This window comes from Agromyces sp. H66, assembly GCF_004959775.1.
Lineage (GTDB): Bacteria > Actinomycetota > Actinomycetes > Actinomycetales > Microbacteriaceae > Agromyces.
In genome coordinates, this window is the sequence record NZ_SJZG01000001.1 from 103,500 (window position 1) to 129,044 (window position 25,545).

Below are 25,545 nucleotides of genomic sequence, written 5' to 3' on the forward strand. Positions count from 1 at the left end.
CAGGCGCAGTCGGCGGTCACCCCTCGCGGCGACGCTCGTGGCGGAGTCGTGCGGCCTCGTGCGCGTCGCGCAACAGCTCGATCGCCGTCTCCATGGTGCGCTCGCCCGGGTTCACGATCGCGATCCAGCCGAGCGGCCCGTAGACGGGATGCGGGTTGATCTCATCGACGGCCGCGAAGTCGCGGACGCGACGGAGCGTGCGCGGAGTCTCGCCGGTGAGCCGTTCGAAGGACTGCCGGCCGACGTGGATGTTCAGCCGCCAGCGCTCGGGTGCAGCGAGGTGGGAGGCGGTGTCGTCGGGGTAGTCCTTGGTGACGACGGTGCCGTAGGGCTGCACGTTCTGCGGCACCCGTCCATCGGGCGCGTAGTAGAAGAACGCGTCGCCCCACGCCAGTTCGGGGAACTCGCTGCCGGGCCCCGGGGCGAGGATCAGCACGCCGTCGAAGGTGCGCACGATCTCGAGAATCTGCTCCATACTCATAGTTCAAGCGTGACCTTGAAGTGCTTCTGTGGGGTTCGGCCATGACGTTGACTTCCGAAGGCGCCGGGAGCCGGATGCTTCGGACGGCACAGGTCTCCGCGGCGTCCGGGTACTCGGTGCAGCAGGTTCGCGACCTCGAGCGGCTCGGAGTCATTCCGGCGGCCGCGCGCGGGGAGAACGGCTACCGCTCCTACTCGTCGCTGCATGTGCGCGCGCTCGCCGCGTATCGGGGGCTCGCCGCCGCGATCGGCCCCGTCGAGGCACGCCGCCTGCTCGTCGGGATCTGGACGATGACGGTCGCCGATGCCGCGGCCGAGATCGGGTCGGTGCACGTGCGCCTCGCGACCGAGCGGGCGCGCCTCCTTCGGGCCCAGGATGCGCTGCGATGGATCCGAGGCGACTCCGACGTCGAGGCCGGCGCCGCGGCATCCGGTGCCGACGACACCATGACCATCACGGAGCTCGCCCGCGCGCTCGGCGTGCGGTCCTCCACGCTGCGCTTCTGGGAGCAGGAGGGCCTCGTCGTGCCGGAACGGGTGACCTCGTTGCGCGTCCGGATCTACGACGCGGCGAGCATCCGGGCGCTGCGGATCGTCGCCGCCCTGCGCGGCGCGGGATACCGGATCCCCGACGTCCGCGACATCCTCGCCTCGCTCGACGACGTCGATGCGGGCGACGCGACCGGCCGCGTGCTGCAGCGGCGACTCGACGACCTCGCCACCCGCACGGTCCTGCTCCTCGAGGCGGGGACGGACCTCGCGCAGGTCATCACTCGCCTGCGCCGAGCATAGCGCGCTCCCTCGGTGGAAGCCGGCACGACGAAGGGGTTCGCAATGCCTCGACTAATCCCGTCAGGGCCGGTCCGCACGGAGTGTGCGAACCGGCCCGAGTCCGGATGCGGTCGGTGAGTTCAGCGGGCGCGGACGAGGGCGTTCTCTGCGGCCGTGGCGATCACGTCGGAGACGACGCCGGCCTGCGTCATGAAGAGGGCGTGACTGGCCGAGACGTGCGTGATCTCTGCACCGGCCCGCGTCGCCATGTGGTTCAGCATCGCCTGGTCGAAGGACTGGTCCTCGGTGGCGATGACGGCCCACGTCGGCTTGTCCTTCCATGCGGCGTGTGTCACCGAGGTGGCGAAGGCCGACATGTTGATCGGCACCTGCGTGTCACGGAGGAACGCGGCATCCGCATCACTGGCATCGGCAGCGAACCCGATCTTGAATGTGTCGTGGTTGAGGAAGCCGAATCCGTCATCGGTGACGTCGATGACGAAGTTCGGAGTGGGCGCGAACCCTTCGTACTGCTTCGAGGTGTTCTCGCCACTGTCGGGGGCGAGCGCCGACACGTAGACCAGTCCGGCGACCGCGGGATGGTTGCCGGCCTCGGTGATGACCGTTCCGCCCCAGGAGTGGCCGACGAGGATCGTCGGGCCGTCCTGCAGGTCGAGGACTCTCCTGGTGGCGGCGACGTCGTCCTCCAGCGAGGTGAGCGGATTCTGGACGATGCTCACGCGGTAGCCCCGGGCCGTCAGGTTGTCGTACACCCCGCGCCATCCCGAACCGTCGGCGAACGCCCCGTGTACCAGCACGACGTTCCTGATCTCTTGCTCTGTGGTGGTCATTTCCGTTTCCTTCCGTTTCCTTTCCGTTCCCGCCGGCGTCGCCGGCGGGAGTCCCGTGGAGTGGGCGGTCGCTCGGCGACGCATGGGGTTGTAACAAATATCGCACGCAATATATTGCACCGCCGCCTGGCGTCCGGCGAAGAGTCGATCGACCCGTCCGAGTCATCGGCGGGTCGATCGGGACGAGCGATCGGCGGCCGGAATCACGGCACAGCAGGGCGAGAGGGTGATCGGGGAATGCGCGCCGACCCGCGCTTTCCGTATCATCGGACAATGGCCCCCCGGTCGTCTCTCGGGAACGACACGCCCGCCCCATCCGCCCTCGCGCTCCGACACCTCGAGGACGTCTACGGTGCGGGAGCCGTACCGGCGGTCGCGGCACAGCGGCTCGACCCGCAGGATCAGTGGTTCGGCGTCCTACCCCGACTCGTCGACCTGAATTCCGAGGGTGTGGAACTCGTCGATGACTTCCGCGCATTGACGCCCGAGCTCCGTGGCCGTCTCCTCGCGTTCGCCCTCCAGGGCGAGATGGGCGCACTGACCGCCGAACGAGCCTCCGCGGCGGCGACCGGATTCGTCGACATCGCCCAGTGGGGGCGGATTCGCTGGACGTCGAATCTGCACCGCGTCGCCGTCCTCGCCGGGGCCGAACCCGACGACCACCGGCTCGCCGGCGGCATGCGTTCCTCGGATCACTCCCCGCGCGGAGGCGCGCTCCACCTGCTCTTCGCCGACGAGACGGTCGAGGTCGCCGACCTCGTCGACGCCGCCGACTTCTTCGCCCGCGCGGACCGGCCGTCGTGGGCCGTGCACTGCCTTGTCAGCGCTGCCGACTCCGCGCCCGACCCGAAGACGGCCGCCGCGCTGGCCGCCGCCGCTGCGAACATCGCGGCACTCGATGGCGACTTCGCGGTCACGGAACGAGTGATGGAGCGGTTCGCGTCGGCCGACACGCGGGTGCTCATCCGAGAGAGCGCTCCCGCCCGGGCGCTCCGCCAGGCGCTCGTCGAGAGCGATCCCTCCGCGGGGAGGGCGACCATTCGCGCGCGGCTCACGAGCGACCGCCTCGATTCCGACGCCGTCGGCGAGGCGCTCGCCGCATATGCCCTCATCAACGTGGTCGACGCGGACCCCGGTGCGTGGGAGGGGTACATCCAGGCCTGCTCCGCGGCCTCGGTGCCACTGCACCCGGAGGTCGTCGCGATCGCCACGACGATCGGGGCGCCCAACGCCGCATCCGAGCCGCACTTGGGCTTCCCGGCTGCGACCGATGGGCGAGGGTGGTCGCAGTTGGCCGGATGCGTGGCCACCATCGTGCACGCGTACCGCCACATGCGTCTGGGGTCGTTCGCTCCCTCTGCCGGGCTGGCGAAGCGCGTCGGCAACAGACTCGTGCGGGCGGTCGAGGCGACCTACGTATCGGTCATGCTCGCGCACAATCAGCTCTGGAACGAGCTCGAGACGGCACTGGGGGTCGCGCTCGAGACCACGACCGACACCGTGCCCGTTCCGCTGATGCGTGTCGGGTCCGAGGCCATGCTCGCCTTCGCCGAAGCGTTCCGGGGGGAGCGTGAAGCGGCGCGGCGGCGCGTGGACCGCGTGCTCGCCGAGCCGGTCGTGCGGCGAGCGCATCGGTTGAGGGCGATCCTCGATTCCGTCGTGGTCATGATCGAGGGGCCGCGCGGCCACTACGAACACGCCATGGCCCTGCTGTCCACCAGGCAGTCCGACGTCCTCAATCTGACGACGGGCCCCTGCGGGCCCATCGAGCTGTTCGATTTCGTCGACTACGCGCTCATGGTGCAGGAGGAGGATCAGGCGGTGGCGCGGGTGGAGCGGTTCCGCGACGCTCTCCGACAGCAGCACTCGCAACGGGCGGACTTCGTGCTGGCCGCCTGCGACGCGGTCATCGCTGCGCGGACGACGCTGGCACCCATGGAGGAGTTGCTGGCCCGCGCGGAGTCGCTTCCGTTCGTGTACGAGGCCGCCCGGCTGCGTCTCGTGTACGCCGAACGATTGCGACGGGCGCGCCGAACGGCCGAGGCGCGGCGCCATCTGGTCCGCGTCGAGTTCGACTTGGCCAGCGTGCAGGCGGGCGCCTGGCTGGACCGCGTGCAGCGCGAGCTCCGTGCATGCCAGAGGGAGATCGAGGTGCGCGTCGCCGATCTCACCGAGCAGGAGACGCGAGTCGCGGAACTCGCGGCCGGGGGCCTGTCGAACAAGGAGATCGGTGCACGGCTGTACCTGTCGCCGCGGACCGTCGGCGGCCACCTCTACAAGATCTTTCCCAAGCTCGGCATCGCCACCCGCGCGCAGTTGCGCGACGCACTCTCCGCGACCGTCGAGGCCGACGACGGGCCGACGCACTCGGAGACCCGGCGAGACGAGTCGCGAAGCGGCTGAGCGTTTCGCGCGGTGGCCGCGTCTCGAACGGCCTCGCTCGCCCCGGTCTGAGCGCCCGCCAGGCGGTCGACCTCGCCGTGACCACCGACCGCGCGGGCCTCGACCTCGTGACGTTCCAGGACCACCCCTACCAGTCGGCCTTCCTCGACACCTCGACGCTGCTCGCCTACGTGGCCGCCCGCACCGAGCGCGTGCACGTCGGTGCGAACGTCACCAGCCTGCCGCTGCGGCCGCCGGCGGTGCTGGCCCGCGCCGCGGCATCCCTCGACATCCTGAGCGGCGGCCGCTTCGAGCTCGGAATCGGCGCCGGCTCGTACTGGGACGGCATCGCGGCGATGGGCGGCCGCAGGCTGACGCCCGGCCAGGGCGTCGACGCGCTCCGCGAGGCGATCGCGATCATCCGCGACCTCTGGAACGTGGATGCCCCGAGCCGGATGTCCCATCACGGCGCCTCGGCGCCGGGCGGTCGCCGAGCGACGTGCGCCGCCTGATGAACTTCATGCGGGTCGGCCTCTCGCCCGTGTCGCGCGGACCCCAAGACGGCCCCGTCGAGCAGTGGATCGACGAGCTCGCCGGCCTCGCGCTCGAGCACGGCCTGAGCGCGTTCCTCATCGGCGGCGACGACCCCGGCATCATCGAGCGGTTCGGCGCCGAGATCGCGCCGGCGGTGCGCGAGCTCGTGGCGCGGGAGCGCGGCTGACGTCGGCCGTTCGCGACCGAGCGCGGGGGATCCCGCGGGCCGGGGGATGCGCCGCGAGCCGATTCGTGCCGAGCGTCCCCCGCCGTCCCGCGCGTCGGCGTCGTTCGTCCCGACTTCCCCCATGCATCGATGCGAATCGATAACGATTTCGAGCGTGCACCGCCACGGGGGATTCGGCGTCGAGCGGCCGTCATAGGATTACGCCACCCTACCTATCCCCCCCCAAGAGAGGTCCTCAATGATGAGCTCACGACACCTGTCCGCCATCGCGGGCGGCTCACTCCTCCTACTGGCCCTCGCCGCCTGTTCGACGACGCCTCCCGCGGGCGACGACGCGGAGGCCGGCGGACTCGTCGGCACCGGCACCGGCGCCGAGTGCAGCATCGAGTCCGAGGTGCCCATCGCCGCGGCATTCAGCCTCACCGGGGCCGCGGCGCAGTACGGCAGCAGCCAGAAGAACGCCCTCGAGATGGCGGTCGACGACCTCAACGAGGTCGGCGGCGTCACCTACGCGCTGACCGTCGAAGACGACGCCACCGACCCCCAGCAGGCGATCCAGGTGTTCGACGGGTTCATCAGCAGCGGTGCGAGCGTCATCATCGGCCCGACGCTCTCGAACACGGCCAAGCAGACGAACCCGATCGCCCAGGAGGCCGGGGTTCCGGTGCTCGGCGTGTCCAACACCGCCGCCGGGATCACCGAGATCGGCGACTACATCTTCCGCGACTCGCTCACCGAGGACGCGGTCATCCCGCAGACGGTGGCCGCCGCAGTCGAGGAGTTCGGCCTCGAGAAGGTCGTCGTGATGTACAGCAACGACGACGCGTTCACGGAGTCGGGATACCAGGCGTTCGCCGCCGCGCTCGAGGACGAGGGCGTCGAGGTCATCGAGACCCTGACCTTCTCCAAGACCGACACGGACTTCCGTGCCCTCCTCGACAAGGCGAAGCAGTCCGACCCCGATGCGCTCGTGGTGTCGGCGCTCATCGAGGCGGCAGTGCCGCTCGTCACGCAGGCGCGTGAGATCGGCATCGACGCACCGATCATCGGTGGCAACGGGTTCAACTCGCCTGCGCTCATCAGCGGCGCCGGCGAAGCGGCCGAAGGCGTGATCGTCGGTGCGGCGTGGAACTCCGCGTCCGAGAACGAGCAGAACGTCGCGTTCATCGAGGCGTACACCGAGCGGTTCGACGGCGCCCCCGACCAGTTCGCCGCGCAGGCGTACGCGGGCATGCAGATCGTCGACGAGGCCGTCCGTGCGAACTGCTCCGGTGAGCGCGAGGACATCAAGGCAGGACTCGGCGGCATCACCGGCCTGCCCACCGTCCTCGGTGACGTCTCGATCAACGAGAACCGCGACGCCGAGCACGAGGCGCTTGTGCAGGTCGTCGAGGGCGGGAAGTTCGCGATCCTCGACTGACCCTTCACCAGGGCACGCACACGCTAGCGTGAGCCGTGCGTCGCCGGATCGTTCGGCGGCGCACGGCTCGACTTAGGGACGACATCATGCAGCTATTCGTCGATGGGATCTTCCTCGGCTCGATCTACGCGCTGTTCGCCATCGGGTTCACGCTCGTCTTCGGCATCCTCGATCGACTCAACCTCGCCCACGCCGCCGTGTTCTCCGCCGGTGCGCTCGTGGGGATCGAGGTCGTCACCCGATGGGGTCTCTCCATCTGGCTGGCCATCCCGATCGTCTTCGCCCTCGGCGCGCTGCTCGGCGTGCTCATCGAGCGGATCGCGTTCCGGCCGCTCGCCGGGCGACACGACGCGCATTTCGCCGGGCTGATCTCGTCGATCGCCTTCGGGGCCATCATCCTGTCGGTGCTGCAGGCCCTCTACGGGGCCGACACGCGCCGCTTCCCCGCCGACGCCTTCCCCTCCACCCGGTTGGAGTTCCTGGGGGCCACCTTCTCGCTGCTGCAGCTCATGATCCTGGTGATCAGCGTTGGGCTCATGGTCGTGCTGACCTGGGTCGTCGCGAAGTCCAAGCTCGGACGCGGCATGCGCACGATCGCCGAGAACCCGCATGCGGCCGCGGTGCTCGGGCTGAACGTCGGCCGCATCAGCAGCATGACGTTCGCGATCTCCTCCGCCCTCGGCGCGGTGGCGGGCGTGCTCTTCACGCTCAACGTGAACGCCGCCAACCTGGGAATCGGGCACGCCGTCGAGCTCAAGGCACTCGCCGTGATCATCCTCGGCGGGCTCGGTTCGCTGCCGGGCGCCCTCATCGGCGGGCTCATCCTCGGCCTCGCCGAGGTGTACGCGGTCAACACCGTCGGCAGTTCATGGCGCGACATGGTCGCGTTCGGCCTGCTGTTCCTCGTGCTCATCATCCGGCCGCAAGGCATCTTCGGCGCTCGCAAGGTGCGTGAGGTCTAGGCATGTTCGAATACTCGTCACTGCTCACCTTCATCGCGCTGACCGCGATCCTCGCGTTCAGCTTCTACGCGGTGCTCATCGCCGGGCAGTTGAGCCTCGCGCAGGTCGGGCTCGCATCGCTCGCCGCATTCACGTCATCGCTCGTCGTCCCGAACGAGCCGCTGTTCGGGTTCATCCCCCCGCTCCTGATCGGCGTCGTGTTCGGCATGGCGGTCGGCGTCATCGCGGCATTCGTGCTCGGACTGCCGGTCATGCGACTCCGCGGGGTGTTCCTCGCCATCGCCACGCTCGCGTTCGGCGAGATGGTGCGGATCTTCCTCATCAACCAGTCGTGGACGAACGGCGCACAGGGACTCAGCTTCCCGAAGCTCGTCGGCATCGAGACGGCATGGATCGCCCTCGCGCTGGTGGCGTTCTGGTTCTGGCGGCTGTCGGGCTCGCGCATGGGCCGGGCGTTCGCCGCGATCCGCGAAGACGAGCTCGCGGCGACCACGATGGGCATCGACGTCCCCCGCTATCGCATGGCCTCGTTCGTCATCGCGGGCGCGGTGGCCGGCCTCTACGGGGTGCTCTTCGCACACTTCACGCGGTTCGCCGACCCGAACCAGTTCTCGTTCGAGGCCGCCGTCGACGGACTCGTCACCGCCGTCGTGGGCGGCACCACGTTCTTCGTCGGGCCGCTGCTCGGATCCGTCTTCCTCTCCACGCTTCCCGAACTCCAGCGAACCCTCGGCATCGACGCCGGCTGGATCCGGCCCGCGATCTCGGGACTCCTGCTGCTCGTCGTCATCCTGTTCCTCCCGGGCGGCCTCGCCGGACTCATCCCGCGGCGCAGGTCGTCCACGAAGCTGGTGAGCGATCCGGCGGCGCTCCCGCAGCTCGAGCCCCTGCCCGCACGTGGCACGGAGGTCATGAGCCTTCGCGGCCTCGGCAAGTCGTACGGCGGCGTGCGAGCGGTGCACGACGTCGACCTCACCCTCGCCACGGGGGAGATCCTCGGCCTGATCGGTCCCAACGGGGCGGGCAAGACGACGCTCGTGAACATGGTCACCGGCGTGACCGCCCCGACCGGCGGATCCGGAACGGTGCTCGGCATCGAGCTGGCCGCCAAGACGCGCGCCCACCGGCTCGCGTCGGCGGGAATCGCGCGCACGTTCCAGCAGATCAAGCTCTTCAATCGTCTTTCGGCCCTCGACAACGTGCTCGTCGGCGGCTACCGCATCAGCCGGGACACCCTGCTCAGGCGGCTGGTGTTCCTTCCCTCCGCTCGCCGGTTCGAACGGCAGGCGGCGGCTGTGGCATCCGCCCAGCTGATTCGCGTGGGGCTGGGCGACAAGGCGACGACCGCGGCCGGAGACCTCTCGTACGGCGACCAGCGCCGGCTCGAGATCGCCCGCGCGCTCGCGTCGCATCCCACGTTGCTGGTGCTCGACGAGCCGGCCGCGGGCATGAACCACGTCGAGGCCGAGCGCCTGTCGGAGCTCATCCGCTCCCTGGCCGCCGACGGCGTCGCGGTGCTCATCATCGAGCACAACGTGCGGATGATGCTCGCCCTGTGCGATCGCATCACCGTGCTCAACTTCGGCGAGGTCATCGCGGCGGGCACGCCGGAGGAGATCGCCCGGGACCCGAGGGTGCTCGAGGCTTACCTCGGAGCGGACGGGGATGCCGCAGCCGCCACCGCAGCGGAGGAACTCGCCGAGGTCGCGGCCGACGCGGTCAAGGGCCACGACGACGCGGCCGGAACGGAGGACGCACGATGAGCGAGCCGATCCTCAGCGTCGAAGGCCTGAACGTGAGCTACGGGCGCGTCGACGCGGTACGAGATGTCTCGTTCGCGGTCGAGCCCGGGGCCCTCGTCGCCCTGATCGGCGCGAACGGCGCCGGCAAGACGTCGATCCTCAACGCGATCGCGGGCCTCGTGCGCCCGAAGAGCGGCGCCGTGCGATTCAACGGCAGGGACATCACCCGGAAGCCGGCGCACCAGCTCGTCAGGGCCGGCCTCGTGCAGGTGCCCGAGGGCCGCGAGATCCTCGGCACGCTGACCGTCGATGAGAACCTCAGCCTCGGCGGCTGGCATCGCAGTCGAACGATGGCCGGCAGCATCGCCGAGGTCTACGAGCGGTTCCCGATCCTCAACGAGCGCCGGAAGCTGCCGGCCGGCGCGCTCTCCGGCGGTGAACAGCAGATGCTCGCGATCGCCCGGGCACTCGTGGCGAAGCCCGAGGTGCTGCTGCTCGACGAGCCGTCGATGGGGCTCGCCCCGAAGATCGTCGACGAGGTCTTCGCGGTCATCGCCGAGATCCGCGATGCCGGCACGACCGTGGTGCTCGTCGAGCAGAACGCGCGACGAGCACTGGCGGCGGCCGATGTCGGCTACGTGCTCGAGACCGGTGAGATCACCCATTCCGGTCCTGCCGGCGACCTGCTCGCCGACGAGCGGGTGATCGAGGCGTATCTCGGGCTGAGCTGAGGGCGCCGGGCTACTTCACCGGCGCCGGCTGGGCGGCCAGCCAATCCGCGAAGGTCGTCGTCGCCAGCTGCGCGTCGGGTCCGGGGGTGAGCTCGTCGCCCGTCAGCGTCGTGCCGAAGTACGGCGCGTCGGGGTCGGCGACGACCGAGCGGGTGTCGCCCTTCGCGGCGAGGCCGCGGCCGATGAACTCCGCCATGGAGAGCTGCTCGGGGCCGCCGATCTCGACGATCCCGTCGGCCGGCGAGCCCTCGGCGACACGCGCGACGGCGGCCGAGACATCCGCTGCCGCGATCGGCTGCATGCGCCCCGTCGACACGCGGACCGTGCCGTCGACCGTCGCCTCGTCGGCGATGCGGAGCGCGAACTCGAAGAACTGCGTCGCGCGAACGATCGTGTACGGGCGGCCGGACTCGGCGATGAGACGCTCCTGCGCGACCTTGGCGCGCAGGTATCCGCTGTCGGGCAGCCGGTCGCTCCCGACCACCGAGAGCGCGACGTGGTGCTGCACGCCCGCCGCGCGCTCGGCCGCGAGCAGGTTCCGGGTCGACGTGGTGAAGAACGCGAGCACGTCGGCGTCGGCGAACGACGGCGAGTTCGACACGTCGACGACCACGTCGGCGCCCGCGAGCGCCTCGGCGACGCCCTCGCCGGTCAGCGTGTTCACGCCCGAGTTCGGCGACGCGGCGATCGCCTCGTGCCCGCGCCCGGCGAGCTCCGACACGACCCTGGATCCGATGAGGCCGGTGCCTCCGATGACGACGATCTTCATGACCTGGTGCCTTCCGTGTGGGGCTGCGGCGGTTCCGCTGCCGTCACAAGCTCCGACCGGGCAGCCGGGGCGTCTGTGACAGTGGCGCGAGCGGATGCTGCGACCCTCCTCACTCCACGACGGGCCGACGCCGATTCCAGTGCGCGAGCCTGCCGGGCGCGGTGGTCAGCCAGAGCCGGTCGATCGCGTGGCCGCCGTCCGGCTCGCGGCCGCGGTCCGCGTCGATCACGAGCACGCCGACGACGCAGCCGTCGGGACGGCGCATCGCGAGACCGGGCCCGCCGTTCACGTGCACGATCTCGAGCGAGGCATCCGGATGCGGCATCCGCAGCCCGAGCAGTGCACGGATGACGCGCACCCGACCGCGCAGCTCACCGCCCGTCTGGTCGCCCGTGTCGGCGACCATGGCGACGTCGGGGGTCAGGAGGCTCGCCAGCGCACGCTCGTCGCGCAGGTCGAGCGCGAGGAGGAGGCGGGCGGCGAGGTCGTCACGCGGCACGGTGCGTCACGGCGCCGAGCTTGTGGGGGTTCATCATCCAGAGCACCTGGTCGATGCGCCCGGGCGACGCGACCACGGTGAGCACCGCGAACGTCGCGCCGTCCTTCGAGAGGAGCACCGAGGGCTGGCCGTTCGCGACCGCCTCGGTGACCTCCACGCCGGTCCAGAAGTGGGTGTGGAACGCTCGCACGTACTTCGCCACGGTCTCGCGGCTGCGCACCGGGAACTTCGACGCGCGCACGTAGCCGCCGCCGTCGGAGTATGACACGACGTCTTCGGCGAACAGGCGCTCGAGCGCGTCGAGATCGCCCGTCTGCGCGGCACTCACGAACGCCGTGAGCAGGCGCCGTTGCTCCTCCTGCGACACCTCGCGCCGACGCTCCCCGGCGAGGTGCTTGCGCGCGCGGCTGACGAGCTGGCGCGCGGCGGGCTCCGAGACCTGGATGATCTCGCAGATCAGCGAGTACGGGTACGCGAACGCCTCGTGCAGCACGTAGGCGGCACGCTCGGTCGGCGTGAGTCGCTCGAGCATCACCAGCACCGCGAATCCGAGGGCCTCGGCACGCTCGGCACCGAGCGTGGGGTCGTTGCTCGTGTCGACGGGCTCGGGCAGCCATGGGCCGACGTACGTCTCGCGGCGGGCACGCGCCGACTGCAGGGCGTTGATGGCGAGTCGGGTCGTGGTCGTGGCGAGGAACGCCGGCGGGTTCTCGACCACCGATCGATCGGTGCCCTGCCAGCGCAGCCAGGTCTCCTGCACGAGGTCCTCGGCCTCGGTGGCGCTGCCCAGCATGCGGTAGGCGATGCCGAAGAGCCGCGGGCGCACGGCGGAGAACGTGGCAAGGGCCTCGTCGAGGTCGGCATCCATGCGGTGATCCCAATCAGTCGGCGGATGGGGTCGAATTCGTCCCCTGCAACTGAGACCGGGTGGATCGCACGGTTGTGACAGCCCCCGCCGACTCGTTCCGGATGGCACGGACGATACTCCGGATGCCTCGGACGCGCGAGACCCGGGGTGGGTTCCGCGCGCCCGGGGCATCGGCTCGGGCTTCGGCTCGGGCGTCGATCGATGCGGGGTCCGGCGGTGCCGGCTCACGCCGCGGCGGCGCGCGCCTCGGTCACGGAGCGCACGGCGTCGAGGATCGTCGCCGCGACCGCGTCGGGCTGCGACACGGTGATGGCGTGCGAGGCGCCCTCGATCTCGGTGGTGCCGCGCGACCCGGCGCGCTCGGCCCCGGCGCGGAACACGGCGACCGGGATGTTGCGGTCCTCGCTGCCGAACACGTGCCACGACGGGCGGTCCTTCCAGCCGGGTACGGATGCCGCGACGGCATCCCGCAGCGCGGCCTCGGTGACCGGGCGCTGCGTGGCACCCATGAGGCCGGCGACCTGCACGGGCACGTCGGCGGCGAACTGCTCTCGGAACACGTCGCGACGGATCGCGAACTCGATGCCGCCGGTCGAGATCGGGTGCGCCTCGAGCGCTTCGCCGAGGGTCGATCCGGGCGCGCTCGCCGAGAGCGAGAACGCGCTGTCGCCCGGCTCGGGGGTGAACGCGGAGGCGTAGACGAGGGCGGCCACGCGGGCGTTGCCGGCGGATGCCTCGCTGATCACGAGTCCGCCGTAGGAGTGGCCGACGAGCACGACGGGCGCGTCGATCGACGCGATCACGTCGCGCACGTACGCGGCGTCGCCCGCGAGGCTGCGGAGCGGGTTGGCGACGGCGACCGAGGTGACGCCCTCGGCGTACAGGCGCTCGATGACGCCGTTCCAGCTGGCGGATTCGGCGAACGCGCCGTGCACGAGCACGACGGTCGGCTTGTGGTCTGACATGGGTGTTCCCTTCTCGATCCGGTGCCCACGGGGTGCAGGCGCGGTGTTCGATCAGCTCTGACCGGACGCGGCGGCAGGATGTGACGCGGGCTCCTCCGCGGGTTGAGGAGGCGCGCAGCGCCGTCTCGAACTCCGCGGGTTGAGGAGGCGCGCAGCGCCGTCTCGAAACCCGGCGGGTCGCGCGGGTCGAGGCGCTCCTTCGTCGCTCCTCGACCCGCGAACTCGATCACGCCTCGGGGCACCTGCGCTCAGGGTCGGCGCCGGCATCGGATCGCCGCCCGTGCGGTCAACCGTTCGACAGCGGCGTCACCTCGACGTGCACGTTGCCGAACACGAACGGGAAGAAGAACGGCTCGGTGCCGTCCCAACCGTCGAGCGGGATCGTGAAGAACGAGACCTGCGTGACCAGCGTCCAGGCGACGACGACGATGATGATCGCGACCGCGGCGCGATCGAGCGTGCGCATCGCGGCGGCCTCGCTCGCGGCGGACCGCAGGACGCGCGTGATCGCGGCGAGCACGATGATCGTGATGGCCGCGTAGACGATGCCGCCCGGCTGCAGCGTGAGCGTGAGGCATTGCGGCGCGACATCCGTCGGCTGCCCGGAGGCGTCGAGGAATCCGCCGTTGCCGGTGAACCCGCCGGGGCAGTACGACCGCGACCCCACCCCGAGCGCGGTGTAGGCGAATGCCGCGATCAGCGCCCCGATCAGCAGTCGGCGCGTGCGAAGCAGCACCGCCGCCCCGGGCAGGGTCGAGAGCGCGGCGCTCGGCCGGCGTTCGAGGATCTCGGGCATGCGGCCTCCGCGGTCGTAGGGTTGCCGCCATGCTGCCAGCGGTCGCGCTGCTCGCGCAATCTGCAATTCAGGGGTTGCAATAATTCTCCCAACCTGCAACTGTCGAGTTGCACTGATCGGGGAGAGATGATGACGGCCACCCGCAACCCGTTCGTAGCAGGCATCCGCAGAGAGGAATGATCATGGTGAGCATGACCGACAACCCGGCATCCGTCATCGACGAGGCCGCATTCAGCGTTCGTCGCACCATCCGCATCGCCGCCCCCGTCGACAAGGTGTGGCGCGCCGTCACCGAGCCCGAGCACATCTCGCGGTGGTTCGGGCAAGTGGTGCTCGACGGCGCGGGCGCCGGGGCGACGGGCACCATCACCTTCCCCGAGTTCGGCGTCGTTCCGCTGCGCCTCGAGGCGGTGGATGCCCCGCGCATGGTGTCGTACCGCTGGGGCAACGCCGACTCGGCCGGGCGCCTGCCCGACGCGATCGACGACCGTTCGACCGTCTTCACCTTCACCCTCGAGGAGGTGCCCGACGGCACCCGGCTCACGGTCGTCGAGACCGGATTCGACCTCACGTCCGATCCGGCCGCGAACATGGCGGACCACGCCGAGGGCTGGGTCCTGGAGCTCGACAAGCTGGTCGCGCTGCTCGAGGGCTCCGAGGGCTCCGACGGCTCCGAGGGTGCCGCGTGACCTCTGGAACGCTGGTTCCGGTGTTCGCGGCGCTCGGCGACGAGACCCGGTGGAGCATCCTGGCTGCGCTCGGCGAGGGAGACGCGTCGGCGTCCGCCCTCGCCGGGCGCCTCCCCGTGTCCAGGCAGGCGATCGCGAAGCACCTCGCCGTGTTGCAGGGCGTCGGCCTCGTCGAACCGGTGCGCGTGGGCCGCGAGGTGCGCTACCGCGTGATCGGGTCGCAGCTGAGCGCCACGGCCCGCCGGCTCGAGGACATCGGCGCCGAGTGGGATCGCCGCCTGGCCGCGATCAAGGAGATCGCCGAGGGGCTCTAGCCTCAGGTTGCGCCCACGGCACGACGGTGGGCCGGTTGCCCGATCGGGCAACAGCTGCTGCCCGCACGGGCAGCAGTGGTGCGGTGTCCGTGTCGCGGCGGTAGCGTCCGATCCATGCGAGGTACGGCAGGCGCGAAGCCCGGCGTGCGTCCCGGCCGGCCGGTCCCGCATCCGGTTGTGGGCGCCGCGCGTTCGCAGCGGCCGTCCGCCCCGGTGGCGGGCCGCGCCGCGACGACCGCACCGGCGCTGCCCAGGATCTCGATGAACCCTTCATCGGGACTCATGCGCATGCCGGGCGCCGACCTGCTCGCGTTGCAGCGCACGGGCGGGAACGCCGCCACCGCCCGGTTCGTCGCGGCATCCGCTCGCGACGGGGTCGGCGATGACAGGACACGGATGACCGTTGCGCGCCAGGCCACGCTCGTCGTCCCGCCCGAGCTGACGCTCACGCCGACAACGCCGACGAATCCGAACATGAGCATGGCACCGTGGGCGACCGGTGGCGGAGGTCCGGCGCCGCGCGCCGCGCCGATCGGTGCCGACGGCCGACCGCTTCCCGACCGGTACACGTCGCTGCTGCGGCCCGCTCTCGGCGAGGGCGACGCGAACCGGCTGCGGCAGGCGACCGGCGGCAGCGATCTGGTGGGCATGATCGAGCGACGTGACTCGGCCCGCCGGGCACTCGCCGACATGGAGGCCAGGGCGCGCACCGCCGGCGGTGACCAGGGCGGCCTGTTCGAGGAGTACGCCACCGCGCACGGCTATGAGGCGGACCTCACGAAGCGCATCGACGCGCGGCTGGCGCAGCTCGGTGTCGCCGACGAGGCGGCGCTGCTGCGCCTCGTGAACGAGGAGTTCCCGCGAATGGTCCTCCGCGAGGCGCGTCTCGTGGCCGACGGCATGCTCGACGCCAACGAGGAGCAGGCCCGCGCCGAGCAGGAGCGCTACTCGCAGAACGTGTGCAGCCCGGACATCGACGGGCTGCTCGACGCCGACCGCACCCTCGGCGAGATCGACCCGCACCCCATCGAGATGTCGATCCGCGTCGCCGAGGAGGCCCTGCGCCGGTTCCGCCCGGTGGCCGGCGTGCCGACGGCCGAGGAGTTCGAGGCGATGATCCCCGAGGGCGAGCGGAGCGTGCTCGTCGACATCGCGAACCTCGAGAAGAACCGGCAACTCCAACCGCAACGTCGCGCCGTCTACGATGCCGCCCGGTTCGGGTTCGGACGCGACTACCCGATCCTGCTCAACTCGACGTACCGCCCCGGCATGTTCTCGAGGGCTCCCTACGATGAACTCGGCGAGGTCGTGCGCGGACCCGTGGCCGACATCCTCGAGAACATCGCCCGGGTGCGCGGCGCCATCGCCGACGACGAGCTCAAGGTGTGGAACCTGCACAACGTGCTCCAGATCACGCTGCAGCGGCTCGGGGTCGAGGACCCGGTGCTCATCGGAGCCGTGCGACGTCGCATCGCCGAGATCGAGTCCGACGAGACCTTCCTCGGCTGGGTGAAGGTCGCGCTCGCGATCGTGACCTCCGTGGTCGCGGGCCTCGTGTTCACCCCGGCCGTCGGCATGGCGGTCGCGGCCGCGTGGGGAGCCGGCAACCTCGCAGGCAGCATCTCGGAGTACCGCACCGAGTCCGCCGCCGAGAACGTCGCGGTCGAGGAATCCGTCGCCGACATCTCGTTGAAGGAGCCGACGCTCACGTGGGTGGTCATCGACGCCCTGTCGCTCGGCCTCGAGCTCGGGCCGCTCGCGCGGGCGGTGCGTCCGAGCGCGCGGGCCCTCGGGGCGATGCGGACTCCCGAGGCGCTCGGCGCGTTCCGCGCCCGGGCGGCGACGGTGGTCGGCGACGAGGCCGCCGACGAGCTCGGCCGCAAGGCCGCGACGCGGTTCGGGGTCGCAGGAGACGCCGCGGCATCCGCCGACACCGCCGCCGCCGACGTCGCCGCCGATGTCGCGAACGCCGGCGAGCGAGCGCGGTTCCACAAGGCGACGGTCAGGGGCGAAGCATCGAAGCCCGCCGGCCACGGCGGCACCAACCGGTACGGCGACTACTGGTACTCGACGCAGGGCACGGTCGCCGAGCAGAACCTCGCGAGGTTCCACGAACAGGTGCACTCGATCCTGAGCCCGAAACTGCTCCTGTTCCGCGAGTTCCGGGCCAGCCTCGGCATGACGCTCTACAAGAAGTCCTACATCATGCGCGGCCTCGAGGAGGCCCTCGCCGAGACGGTCGCGCAGCTCCGCGTCAACGGCATCAAGGGCCTGCCGACCGGCCTGATGTTCCCCATCAAGAACGGCTACCTGACCGTGTCGACGGCGGCCGACGCGGCGCGGCTCGGGGGTGAGATCGTGCTGGGCACGGTGATCGTCTCGGGCTACTCGTACACCGTGTACTGGATCGCGACGCGCGACACCTCGTCGGCGAGCGGGGACTGAGCGGCCGGCGCGCGTGCGCCCGGGTCAGCCGGTCGCGAGCACGGCGTCGAGGCTCGCGCGCACGATGGCCAGACCCCGGCCGAGCTCCTCCTCCGAGATCGTGAGTGCCGGCAGGAACTTCAGCACCTCGTCGAAGGCGCCCGAGGTCTCGATCACGAGCCCGCGGCGGAACGCCTCGGCCGAGATGCGGCCGGCGAGGCTGCGGTCGGAATCGCACGCGAGGCCCTGGAAGAGGCCGCGGCCGCGCACGACGAGGCCCTGGTCGCGGTGGTCGGCGGCGATGCGCTCGAGCTCATCGTGCAGAACCCCCGCCTTCGCCGCGATGGCCTCGGTGAACGCGGAGTCGGCCCAGTAGGTCTCGAGCGCGACGCGTGCGGAGACGAAGGCGAGGTTGTTGCCTCGGAAGGTGCCGGTGTGCTGGCCGGGCTTCCACACGTCGACGTCGGGGCGCAGCAGCACGAGCGACATCGGCAGTCCCGAACCCGAGATCGACTTCGAGACGGTGACGAGGTCGGGCACGATGCCCGCGTGCTCGAAGGCGAAGAACGTGCCGGTGCGGCCGACGCCGGCCTGGATCTCATCGAGGATGAGCAGGATGCCGCGAGCGGCCGTGATCTCGCGGAGCCGCTGCAGCCAGGGTGCGCTCGCGACGTTGATGCCGCCCTCGCCCTGCACGGCCTCGACGATCACCGCGGCCGGAAGGTCGAGGCCCGAACCCCGGTCGTCGAGCATCTTCTCGAGGAGGTCGAGCGTGTCGACATCCGGTCCCAGGTATCCGTCGTAGGGCAGGCGCGCGATGTCGTCGAGGCCGACGCCCGCCGCCCCGCGGTAGTGGCTGTTGCCGGTCGCGGCGAGCGCGCCGAGGCTCAGGCCGTGGAACGCGTTCGTGAACGCCACCACGGTGGAACGGCCGGTCGCCCGGCGGGCGACCTTGAGTGCCGCCTCGACGGCGTTCGCACCGGTCGGCCCGGTGAACTGCAGCTTGTAGTCGAGTCCGCGCGGTTCGAGCACGAACCGTTCGAAGGCCTCGATGAACGCCTTCTTCGCGGACGTGGCCATGTCGAGGCCGTGGATGATGCCGTCGTGCTCGAGGTACTCGATGAGGGCGCGCGTGAACGCCGGGTTGTTGTGCCCGTAGTTGAGCACGCCGGCCCCCGCGAAGAAGTCGAGGTACTCGCGTCCGTCGGCGTCGACGAGCGTCGAACCGGTCGCACGGTCGAACACGGTCGGGAACGCGCGGATGTATCCGCGCACCTCCGACTCGCGACGGTCGAAGACATCCAGGGCTGCGTCGCTGCTCATGGCAGGCGTGCTCCTCTCGAGGCAGGGTAAAGACGGTGAATCGACCCTACGTCCTGCGGCCGGGCATTCCGTGCACGCCGCCGTCCCGCACCCGCTCGCGGGCCGGGTCGGGCGGGCGGGTGCGGGACGGCGCTCCGGTGCTCGCGTGCGCCGCGGAACCCTAGACCTGCCCGGCGCCGGAGAAGAACGCGGCGGTGCGCTCGGCGGATGCCCGCGCGACTTCGTCGGGCTCGCCGGCGGCGATGGCGGCGTCGCCCCACGCGGTCGCCGACGAACGGATGAACGTGAGGCCCTCGCTCGACGTCGCCCACTCGGTCGACTCGACCGGCGCCTCGGTGTCGAAGGCGAGGTATGCCGCGAGTCCGAGCAGGGCGTTGTCCCACCCGACGCCCGTCGCACCCGGGCCGAACTGGTCGTAGAACTCGTACGGCACCTCGCCGGAGTGCTGCAGCGTCAGGCGCGTGGCATCGCCCTCGGGCGCGAGCGTGACGGTGAGCTCGCTCGTGCCGCCCATGAACTCCCAGGTCGCGGTGAATCCGGTGGGAGCGTCGCAGGTGCGGATCGTTCCCGAGGCGTTGCCTTCGACGGCGTAGCTGCCGCCGACGCGGAAGTCGCCGCTCACGGGTCCGAACCAGCGCGCGAGGCGTTGCGGGTCGACGATCGCGTTCCAGAGGTCGTCGATGTCGGTGCGGTAGAGATGACTCGCGGTCAGCACGGTGGCGGCCGCGGCATCCTGCTTCTCGATGGTCACCGATCGCCGCGCCTCGGTGATGAGGCGGTCGGCCTCGGCCGCGTACTCGCTCATTCCCGTTCCTCCTTCTCCTTCGTGTTCTGCGGTTCGTCGTCGCTCGCTCGCTCGGCCCGCCTGCCGCGGGCGATCTCGGTCTCGAGCGCGAGCAGTCGCGGGGTCCAGTACCGCCGGAACGGCGTCATCCACTCGTCCACCTGCCGCATCCCCTCTGCCTCGAAGGAGTAGACGCGTCGCGGGCCCTCGGCGCGCGAGGAGGCGAAGCCGCTCTCGCGCAGCACGCGCAGGTGCTGCGACACGGCCGACTGGGTGATGCCGAACTCGTGCATCACGGCCTCGGTCAGTTCGCCCGCGCTGCGTTCGCCGTCGGCGAGCAGTTCGAGCACGCGCCGGCGCACCGGGTCGCCCAGGACATCGAACGCGTGCATGCGGTCGATTGTATTAGCGAGAGCTTATATGAGTCAAGGCTAATTCGATCGGGCCGGCAGGCGCAGCCTCGGCCGACGGGCTGGCGTCATTCCGGCGGCCGCGGCAGGATCGAGGAACGCGAACGAGGAGGCATCCCGATGACCGTGGCATTCCTGCTGACGACGCTGGTGGTGGTCGCAACCCCGGGCACCGGCGCGGTGTACACGATCGGCGCCGGCCTGGCACGCGGCCGGCGCGCCAGCCTCATCGCGGCGTTCGGGTGCACGCTCGGGGTCGTTCCGCACATGGTCGCCGCGATCATGGGTCTCGCCGCGTTGCTGCACGCCAGTGCGCTCGCGTTCGAGGTGGTGAAGTGGCTCGGCGTCGCGTACCTGCTGCTCCTCGCATGGCAGACGGTTCGCGATCGTTCGGCGATCGAGGTCGATGCCGACGGCACCCCGGTCTCCTTCTGGCGGGTGACGGGCACGGCCGTGCTCATCAACCTGCTGAACCCGAAGCTGACCATCTTCTTCTTCGCGTTCCTTCCCCAGTTCGTTCCGGCGACCGCGGCGAATGCGACGCTGACGATGATCTGGCTGAGCCTCGTGTTCATGGCGGTCACCTTCGTGGTGTTCGCCGTCTACGGCGTCTTCGCCGCGACGATGCGCCGGCAGGTGATCGGCCGACCGCGAGTGATGGCGTGGCTGCGCCGCACCTTCGCCGCGACCTATGTGCTGCTCGCCGGGCGGCTCGCCCTCGAGGCGAGGTCGTAGCGCAAATATCTACTTGCGTGTATATATACGACGGTGTATTCTAACGTCATGACCACACACAGCGCTCCAACACCAGCTCGCATCCGCCGCGTGCCCGCTGGGGTGGCCGTGCTCGGCGGCGTCGGATTCCTGGTGCTCTTCGTCGTCGCACATCTGGTGCAGCCCGGCGTCGACCCCTCGTGGCAACCGCCGAGCGAGCTCGCGCTCGGGCCGTCGGGCTGGGTGATGACCATCGCATTCCTGGCGCTCGGCGCCGGGTGCGCCGGGCTCGTCATCGCCCTCGCGTCGCAGGTCACGACCTGGCCCGGTCGCATCGCCCTGATCGCCCTCCTGCTCGCCGCGATCGGATGCCTCGTCGCCGCCGTGTTCCCGGCCGACCCGGCGATCGCACCGCCCTCCGAGGCCACCCTCAGCGGCACCCTCCACTCGATCGGCCCCGTGCTCTTCGACGGGCTGCCACTGGCCGCTGTCATCCTGGCGATCTCGCTGCCGCGGCGCAGCCCGCAGTGGCGCCGGCTCCGCCGGCTGCTCATCCTCGGCGCGGTGCTGACCGTCGTTGCCGCCCTCCTGCTCACCGTGAGCCTGGGCGTGCTCATGTCGGAGGCCGGGCAGCTCGGACCCGACGTCCCGGTCGGCTGGCAGGGACGGTTCCTCCTGGCCGTCGACGCCGTGTGGATCGCCGCGCTCGGTGCCGCCGCGCTTCGGCTGCGGCGTCACGCCGACGCGGCCGATGACGAAGCGGCTGCGGCATCCGCTCGCCCGGCCGCCGCGACCACCGGACGGCCCCGATGAGCGCCGCGACGAACGCCCCGGCGCTCGACCTCGAGGTGCTCACCGCGCTCGCGGAACCGAACCGGTTGCGCATCGTCGAGCTGCTGCGCGAGGGGGGCCGACCCGTCGGCGAGATCGCCGAGACACTGTCGCTCCTCCAGCCGCAGACTTCGAGGCATCTCAGGATCCTCGCCGAGGCCGGCCTGGTGCGCGCCGACCGGCGGGCCCAGTCGCGCGTCTACCACCTGCTGCCGGCGCCGTTCCGGTCGCTGGAGGCGTGGCTCGACACGTTCGGCCAGGTCTGGGAGACCCGGGTCGACCGGCTCGACGCCTACCTCTTGGAGCTCGAGACGCAGGAGGGCGAGCCCGATGACGAGTAGGGTCACCAAGGACGTCGAGGGACGCCGGCTCATCGTCGAACGCGACTACGGGGCATCCGCCGACCTCGTGTGGCGCTGCTGGACCGAGGCGGCCCACCTGCGGCGCTGGTGGGGGCCGCACGGCTGGTTCGTCGACATCTTCGAGCTCGACGTGCGCCCGGGCGGGCTCTGGCGCTACCGGCTGCGCCCCGACGGCGAGCACGAGCTCGACGATGAGCACTGGGGGAGGGCCGTGTACCGCGTCGTCGACGCGCCGCGCCGGCTGGAGTTCGACGACGCCGTCGCCGATCCCTCGGGCGTGCCCGTCGAGGGCAGTGAGATGCCGACGACCGTGGAGATCGGCGCCGAGGGCGGCCGGACGTCGGTCACGATCGTCGTCGCGTTCGCCGCAGCCGAGCAGCTCGAGGCGGCCGAGGCGATCGGCATGGTCGAGGGGTTCACCGACGCCCTCGAGCGACTCGAGGCCGCGCTCGCCGAGGCGGCGGACGCATGATCCCGCCTCGGTCGGCGACGCCGCGCGACGCACGAACCCTGTCCCGTCCAGGAACGGAGTGATGACGATGAAGACGAAGACGGATGCCGCGACCGGCCGCGCCGAGGGAACGGTCGTCTCGGCCGACGGCACCACGATCGCGTACGAGCGATCGGGAGCCGGCCCGCTGGTCGTGCTCGTCGCGCAGGCCCTGTCGGACCGGTCCGACAACCGCCGGCTCGCCGCGTTCCTCGCGGCGTCGTTCACGGTCGTGAACTACGACCGCCGTGGACGCGGCGCCAGCACCGACGCGGGCGACTGGGCGATCGCCCGCGAGGTGGAGGACATCGAGGCGCTCATCGACGCGCACGGTGGAACGGCCGCGCTGTTCGGCGCCTCCTCCGGCGCGGTGCTCGCGCTCGACGCGGCGGCCGCGCTGCCCTCGAAGATCTCGCGCGTCGTCGCGTACGAGGCGCCGGTGATCGTCGACGACCGTCGCCCGCCGGTGCCCCGCGACCTCGCCGACCGCCTCTCCCGCCTGGTGGGCGAGGGGCGCGACGCGCAGGCCGTCGCCGAGTTCAACACGGCGGCGATCGGCGTATCGCGATCCATGGTGGCCGCGATGAGGCTCATGGTGCCGATCTGGCGGTCGATGGTCGCGATGGCGCCGACCACGGTCTACGACGTGCGGCTGTGCGCCGGCCTGCAGGACGGCACGCCGCTCACCACCAGTCGGTGGGCGGCGCTCGACGTGCCGGCGCTCGTGCTCGTGGGCGGCAGGGGCGAGCCGTTCATGCAGAGCGGGGGCGCGGCGCTCGCGGCGCACGTCGGCGCGGAGCACCAGGTCGTTCCCGGCGCGCATCACGCGACGCCCATGATGAAGCCGGCGATGCTCGTGCCGGTGCTGAGCCGGTTCCTCGCGGGTCACGCCTGAGCCGAACGATCGATGCCCACGTCGGCGGTGACCGCCGCTTCGTCCTGCGCGAGAATGGACGTCGACGCGAAGGGGTTTCGACATGGGTGATCACCCGATCGGTTCGACGACGGATGCCACGACGCCGACGAACCCGGATGTGCCTGCCGCCGCGCACGAGCCCGGACATCACGCCATCGGCTGTCCCGAGTGCTTCGAGGAGCTGCAGCGAAACCACGACTGGTGGAAGGCGCGGCCCGAGGGGTCGCGGCTCGTCGGCCTCGTGGTGCCGCGCGACGACATGCCGCCGATCCTCGAGCAGCGCAACGACCTGACGCGGTTCGGCGTGCAGATCCTCGACTTCCGGTATCCCACGCCCGAGGTGCCCGAGTCGTGGGAGCAGCGCCTCGCCCGCCTGTTCGAGACGCTCCGGGCGGGCGACGTGCTCGTGGTCGTGAACGAGCGTGCGCTCGGGCGAACGTCCGACGAGGTCGCGCGCACCATCCGCACGCTTCGCCGGCACAACCTCGTGGTCAAGGTGCTGAGCCATGGCGCGCCGCACCTGGAGGATGCTCGGGCATGACCTCCGATCGCGACATCGCACGCTGGCGACTGCACTCGCAACTGCTCGCCGCCCCGGTCGCGGGTGCGGAGCAGGTGGTGTCCTCGCTGCTCGCCGTGCAGGCGGAGAATCCGTCGCAATCGGCATGGGCGGTGGCCACGCGCACCGCCGCGCCCCGCCACGACGACCTCGCCGAGGCGATCGCGAGCGGCCGCGTGCTGCGCACCCACGTGCTGCGGCCGACCTGGCACTACGTGCACGCGGATGACGCGGGGTGGCTGCTCGAACTCACCGCGCCGAGGGTGCTGCCGGTCGTCGACCAGCAGTTGCGGCCGATGGCCGAACGGATGTCGCAACTGACCGATGCCGTGATGTCGATCCTCGCGGAGAGCCCCGACCGCACGCGGGGCGACCTCGCCGACGCGCTGGCCGAGCGCGGGATGGACGTCACGGGCCAGCAGCTCATGCTGCTGCTCGCGGGCCTCGAACTGCGCGCGCAGGTGTGCAGCGGCGTGCCGCGCGACGGCGAGCACACGTACGCGCTGTTCGCCGATCGGGTGCCCGACCCGCGGCGGCTCGACCGCGATGAGGCCCTCGCCGAGCTCGCCGTGCGGTACTTCACGTCGCACGGTCCCGCCACCGAGCGGGATCTCGCCTACTGGGCCACGCTCACCCTGACCGACGTGCGCCGCGGGATCGCGGGCGCCGCCGACCGGCTCGCCTCGTTCGAGCACGACGGACGCACGTTCTGGCACGCACCCGGCGGCGGCGCCCCCGATTCCGTCGACCCGGCCGGTCACCTGCTGCAGCTGCTCGACGAGATGTACCGCGGCTACCAGGATTCACGCATGGTGATCGACGCCGATGGGCTCGCGCCGCGTGGCCGCGAGACCGCCATCGGCATCGCCCTGGTCGACGCCCAGCTCGTCGCCGGCATGCGGCGTACGGTCACCGCGAAGGCGGTCACGTTCGCGCTGCACCCGCTGCGCGACCTGCGTCGGCGCGAGCTGGACTCCATTCACGATGCCGCCGGCCGCTACGCCGACTACCTCGGCGTGGAGCCCCGGGTCGAGGTCGTCGAGAGCTGACGGGTCTCCGCACGAATCTGCCGGGTGCGGGATCTCGGCGGCCAGGGGGCCGAGTCGGTGCCGCCTCGATGCGCGGGCGTGTGACCGCGGTCGAGGGCAGACACGTCAACCCAGCTTCGCGAGGAAGTCGAGCACGCGCTGCGTGAGGAGCTTCGTCGCGTCGGCGTCGTAGCTCGGCAGGCTGGAGTCGGCGAAGTAGTGCTGGTCGCCGGGGTAGAGGAAGAGCTCGGCGTCGTCGGCCGACTCGACGAGGTCGCGGGCGGCGTCGACGTCGCCCTCCTCCATGAAGATCGGATCGGCGTCCATCCCGTGGACCTGCGCCGGCACGCCGGCCGGCCACTCGCCGAACTCCGCGACGGGGACGCAGGAGGAGAAGAACAGCGCGCCCTGTGCGCCGGTACGGTTCTGGGCGAGCCATTGCGCGGGCATGACGCCGAGCGAGAACCCGGCGTAGACGAGTTCGTTCGGCAGCGACTCGGCCGCGCGCTCGCCGCGTGCCATGATCTCACCCCAGCCGACGTCGCCGGCGTAGGCGACACCCGCTTCGATGGTGTCGAAGGTGCGGCCCTCGAAGAGGTCGGGCGCGTGCACGGTGTGGCCCGCCTGACGCAACTCATTCGCGAAGGCGTCGAACCCATCGGTGGGCCCCAGTGCGTGGTGGAAGAGCAGTACCTCGGCCATCGTTCCTCCCGGCGTGCACCCCATTGTGCACCCGACCACCGA

29 protein-coding genes are annotated in these 25,545 nt (G+C 71.0%); 18 read left to right on the forward strand and 11 right to left on the reverse strand.

What is annotated here, in order from left to right:
- Window positions 1-16: 16 nt before the first annotated feature.
- Window positions 17-475 (reverse strand): DUF6194 family protein, encoded by a 459-nt coding sequence (locus EZM51_RS00535; RefSeq protein ID WP_136706133.1) that lies wholly within the window; start codon window positions 473-475, stop codon window positions 17-19.
- Between the two features lie 80 nt (window positions 476-555).
- On the opposite strand from EZM51_RS00535, the gene EZM51_RS00540 reads away from it, so the two are divergent.
- A complete protein-coding gene (locus tag EZM51_RS00540) occupies window positions 556-1,272 on the forward strand; it encodes a MerR family transcriptional regulator (RefSeq protein WP_136706134.1) in 717 nt (238 codons plus the stop codon).
- A gap of 119 nt (window positions 1,273-1,391) precedes the next feature.
- Here the strand turns inward: EZM51_RS00540 and EZM51_RS00545 are convergent, their stop codons facing one another.
- Window positions 1,392-2,102, reverse strand: a complete 711-nt coding sequence (locus tag EZM51_RS00545) for an alpha/beta hydrolase (RefSeq protein ID WP_136706135.1) — start codon at window positions 2,100-2,102, stop codon at window positions 1,392-1,394.
- Window positions 2,103-2,375: 273 nt separating this feature from the next.
- Between EZM51_RS00545 and EZM51_RS00550 the strand changes: the two genes are divergently transcribed.
- The 7 genes from EZM51_RS00550 (at window position 2,376) to EZM51_RS00575 (ending at window position 10,060) form a co-directional block, all read left to right on the forward strand.
- The gene (locus EZM51_RS00550) at window positions 2,376-4,505 is read left to right on the forward strand and encodes a helix-turn-helix transcriptional regulator (RefSeq protein WP_136706136.1); all 2,130 of its coding nucleotides are present in this window, start codon (window positions 2,376-2,378) and stop codon (window positions 4,503-4,505) included.
- A gap of 77 nt (window positions 4,506-4,582) precedes the next feature.
- The gene (locus EZM51_RS20945) at window positions 4,583-4,996 is read left to right on the forward strand and encodes an LLM class flavin-dependent oxidoreductase (protein WP_248305383.1); all 414 of its coding nucleotides are present in this window, start codon (window positions 4,583-4,585) and stop codon (window positions 4,994-4,996) included.
- Window positions 4,996-5,205 (forward strand): hypothetical protein, encoded by a 210-nt coding sequence (locus tag EZM51_RS20950; RefSeq protein WP_248305384.1) that lies wholly within the window; start codon window positions 4,996-4,998, stop codon window positions 5,203-5,205. Before EZM51_RS20945 ends, EZM51_RS20950 begins: the two co-directional genes overlap by 1 nt.
- A gap of 238 nt (window positions 5,206-5,443) precedes the next feature.
- The gene (locus tag EZM51_RS00560; RefSeq protein WP_211195770.1) at window positions 5,444-6,625 is read left to right on the forward strand and encodes an ABC transporter substrate-binding protein; all 1,182 of its coding nucleotides are present in this window, start codon (window positions 5,444-5,446) and stop codon (window positions 6,623-6,625) included.
- Between the two features lie 86 nt (window positions 6,626-6,711).
- Window positions 6,712-7,587, forward strand: a complete 876-nt coding sequence (locus tag EZM51_RS00565; protein WP_136706137.1) for a branched-chain amino acid ABC transporter permease — start codon at window positions 6,712-6,714, stop codon at window positions 7,585-7,587.
- 2 nt (window positions 7,588-7,589) lie between these two features.
- On the forward strand, window positions 7,590-9,350 hold the full coding sequence (locus EZM51_RS00570) for a branched-chain amino acid ABC transporter ATP-binding protein/permease (protein ID WP_136706138.1): 1,761 nt from the start codon (window positions 7,590-7,592) through the stop codon (window positions 9,348-9,350).
- Entirely contained in the window at window positions 9,347-10,060 is a 714-nt protein-coding gene (locus EZM51_RS00575) for an ABC transporter ATP-binding protein (RefSeq protein WP_136706139.1), read from the forward strand. The genes EZM51_RS00570 and EZM51_RS00575 overlap by 4 nt, the downstream gene beginning before the upstream one ends.
- A 10-nt stretch (window positions 10,061-10,070) precedes the next feature.
- On the opposite strand, the gene EZM51_RS00580 is transcribed toward EZM51_RS00575, so the two are convergent.
- From EZM51_RS00580 to EZM51_RS00600, 5 genes are all read right to left on the reverse strand, one after another.
- Window positions 10,071-10,829: an SDR family oxidoreductase gene (locus tag EZM51_RS00580; RefSeq protein ID WP_136706140.1), complete on the reverse strand. Its 759-nt coding sequence runs from the start codon at window positions 10,827-10,829 to the stop codon at window positions 10,071-10,073.
- 109 nt (window positions 10,830-10,938) lie between these two features.
- The gene (locus EZM51_RS00585) at window positions 10,939-11,328 is read right to left on the reverse strand and encodes a hypothetical protein (protein ID WP_136706141.1); all 390 of its coding nucleotides are present in this window, start codon (window positions 11,326-11,328) and stop codon (window positions 10,939-10,941) included.
- Window positions 11,318-12,196 carry an RNA polymerase sigma-70 factor gene (locus EZM51_RS00590; RefSeq protein WP_136706142.1) on the reverse strand — a complete coding sequence of 293 codons (879 nt, stop codon included), beginning with the start codon at window positions 12,194-12,196 and terminating at the stop codon, window positions 11,318-11,320. Before EZM51_RS00590 ends, EZM51_RS00585 begins: the two co-directional genes overlap by 11 nt.
- Before the next feature lie 224 nt (window positions 12,197-12,420).
- Window positions 12,421-13,161 carry an alpha/beta hydrolase gene (locus tag EZM51_RS00595; protein WP_136706143.1) on the reverse strand — a complete coding sequence of 247 codons (741 nt, stop codon included), beginning with the start codon at window positions 13,159-13,161 and terminating at the stop codon, window positions 12,421-12,423.
- Between the two features lie 286 nt (window positions 13,162-13,447).
- On the reverse strand, window positions 13,448-13,957 hold the full coding sequence (locus EZM51_RS00600; protein ID WP_136706144.1) for a hypothetical protein: 510 nt from the start codon (window positions 13,955-13,957) through the stop codon (window positions 13,448-13,450).
- Window positions 13,958-14,148: 191 nt separating this feature from the next.
- On the opposite strand from EZM51_RS00600, the gene EZM51_RS00605 reads away from it, so the two are divergent.
- The 3 genes from EZM51_RS00605 to EZM51_RS00615 all read left to right on the forward strand — a co-directional run bounded on the left by EZM51_RS00605 (window position 14,149) and on the right by EZM51_RS00615 (window position 17,405).
- Complete coding sequence (locus EZM51_RS00605; protein ID WP_248305385.1) at window positions 14,149-14,646, forward strand: SRPBCC family protein; 498 nt, start codon at window positions 14,149-14,151, stop codon at window positions 14,644-14,646.
- Window positions 14,643-14,960, forward strand: a complete 318-nt coding sequence (locus EZM51_RS00610; RefSeq protein ID WP_136706146.1) for a metalloregulator ArsR/SmtB family transcription factor — start codon at window positions 14,643-14,645, stop codon at window positions 14,958-14,960. Before EZM51_RS00605 ends, EZM51_RS00610 begins: the two co-directional genes overlap by 4 nt.
- A gap of 261 nt (window positions 14,961-15,221) precedes the next feature.
- Window positions 15,222-17,405 (forward strand): hypothetical protein, encoded by a 2,184-nt coding sequence (locus EZM51_RS00615; RefSeq protein ID WP_136706147.1) that lies wholly within the window; start codon window positions 15,222-15,224, stop codon window positions 17,403-17,405.
- 24 nt (window positions 17,406-17,429) lie between these two features.
- On the opposite strand, the gene ectB is transcribed toward EZM51_RS00615, so the two are convergent.
- The 3 genes from ectB to EZM51_RS00630 form a co-directional block, all read right to left on the reverse strand.
- A complete protein-coding gene (gene ectB / locus EZM51_RS00620; RefSeq protein ID WP_136706148.1) occupies window positions 17,430-18,707 on the reverse strand; it encodes a diaminobutyrate--2-oxoglutarate transaminase in 1,278 nt (425 codons plus the stop codon).
- Window positions 18,708-18,867: 160 nt separating this feature from the next.
- Window positions 18,868-19,512: an SRPBCC family protein gene (locus EZM51_RS00625; RefSeq protein ID WP_136706149.1), complete on the reverse strand. Its 645-nt coding sequence runs from the start codon at window positions 19,510-19,512 to the stop codon at window positions 18,868-18,870.
- A complete protein-coding gene (locus EZM51_RS00630) occupies window positions 19,509-19,883 on the reverse strand; it encodes a metalloregulator ArsR/SmtB family transcription factor (RefSeq protein WP_136706150.1) in 375 nt (124 codons plus the stop codon). The genes EZM51_RS00625 and EZM51_RS00630 overlap by 4 nt, the downstream gene beginning before the upstream one ends.
- Window positions 19,884-20,021: 138 nt before the next feature.
- Here EZM51_RS00630 and EZM51_RS00635 point away from each other — a divergent pair, with 138 nt between their 5' ends.
- The 7 genes from EZM51_RS00635 to EZM51_RS00665 all read left to right on the forward strand — a co-directional run bounded on the left by EZM51_RS00635 (window position 20,022) and on the right by EZM51_RS00665 (window position 24,822).
- The gene (locus EZM51_RS00635) at window positions 20,022-20,636 is read left to right on the forward strand and encodes a LysE family translocator (protein WP_136706151.1); all 615 of its coding nucleotides are present in this window, start codon (window positions 20,022-20,024) and stop codon (window positions 20,634-20,636) included.
- Window positions 20,637-20,684: 48 nt separating this feature from the next.
- Window positions 20,685-21,428 (forward strand): DUF998 domain-containing protein, encoded by a 744-nt coding sequence (locus EZM51_RS00640; protein ID WP_136706152.1) that lies wholly within the window; start codon window positions 20,685-20,687, stop codon window positions 21,426-21,428.
- Window positions 21,425-21,787 carry a metalloregulator ArsR/SmtB family transcription factor gene (locus EZM51_RS00645; RefSeq protein ID WP_136706153.1) on the forward strand — a complete coding sequence of 121 codons (363 nt, stop codon included), beginning with the start codon at window positions 21,425-21,427 and terminating at the stop codon, window positions 21,785-21,787. Before EZM51_RS00640 ends, EZM51_RS00645 begins: the two co-directional genes overlap by 4 nt.
- On the forward strand, window positions 21,777-22,280 hold the full coding sequence (locus EZM51_RS00650; RefSeq protein WP_136706154.1) for an SRPBCC domain-containing protein: 504 nt from the start codon (window positions 21,777-21,779) through the stop codon (window positions 22,278-22,280). Before EZM51_RS00645 ends, EZM51_RS00650 begins: the two co-directional genes overlap by 11 nt.
- Before the next feature lie 61 nt (window positions 22,281-22,341).
- On the forward strand, window positions 22,342-23,193 hold the full coding sequence (locus EZM51_RS00655) for an alpha/beta hydrolase (protein WP_211195771.1): 852 nt from the start codon (window positions 22,342-22,344) through the stop codon (window positions 23,191-23,193).
- An 82-nt stretch (window positions 23,194-23,275) separates the two neighbouring features.
- Window positions 23,276-23,755 carry a dehydrogenase gene (locus EZM51_RS00660; protein ID WP_136706155.1) on the forward strand — a complete coding sequence of 160 codons (480 nt, stop codon included), beginning with the start codon at window positions 23,276-23,278 and terminating at the stop codon, window positions 23,753-23,755.
- Entirely contained in the window at window positions 23,752-24,822 is a 1,071-nt protein-coding gene (locus EZM51_RS00665) for a winged helix DNA-binding domain-containing protein (RefSeq protein ID WP_136706156.1), read from the forward strand. The genes EZM51_RS00660 and EZM51_RS00665 overlap by 4 nt, the downstream gene beginning before the upstream one ends.
- A 105-nt stretch (window positions 24,823-24,927) precedes the next feature.
- Here EZM51_RS00665 and EZM51_RS00670 read toward each other — a convergent pair whose 3' ends face one another.
- Complete coding sequence (locus EZM51_RS00670) at window positions 24,928-25,503, reverse strand: dienelactone hydrolase family protein (protein WP_136706157.1); 576 nt, start codon at window positions 25,501-25,503, stop codon at window positions 24,928-24,930.
- Window positions 25,504-25,545: the final 42 nt, after the last annotated feature.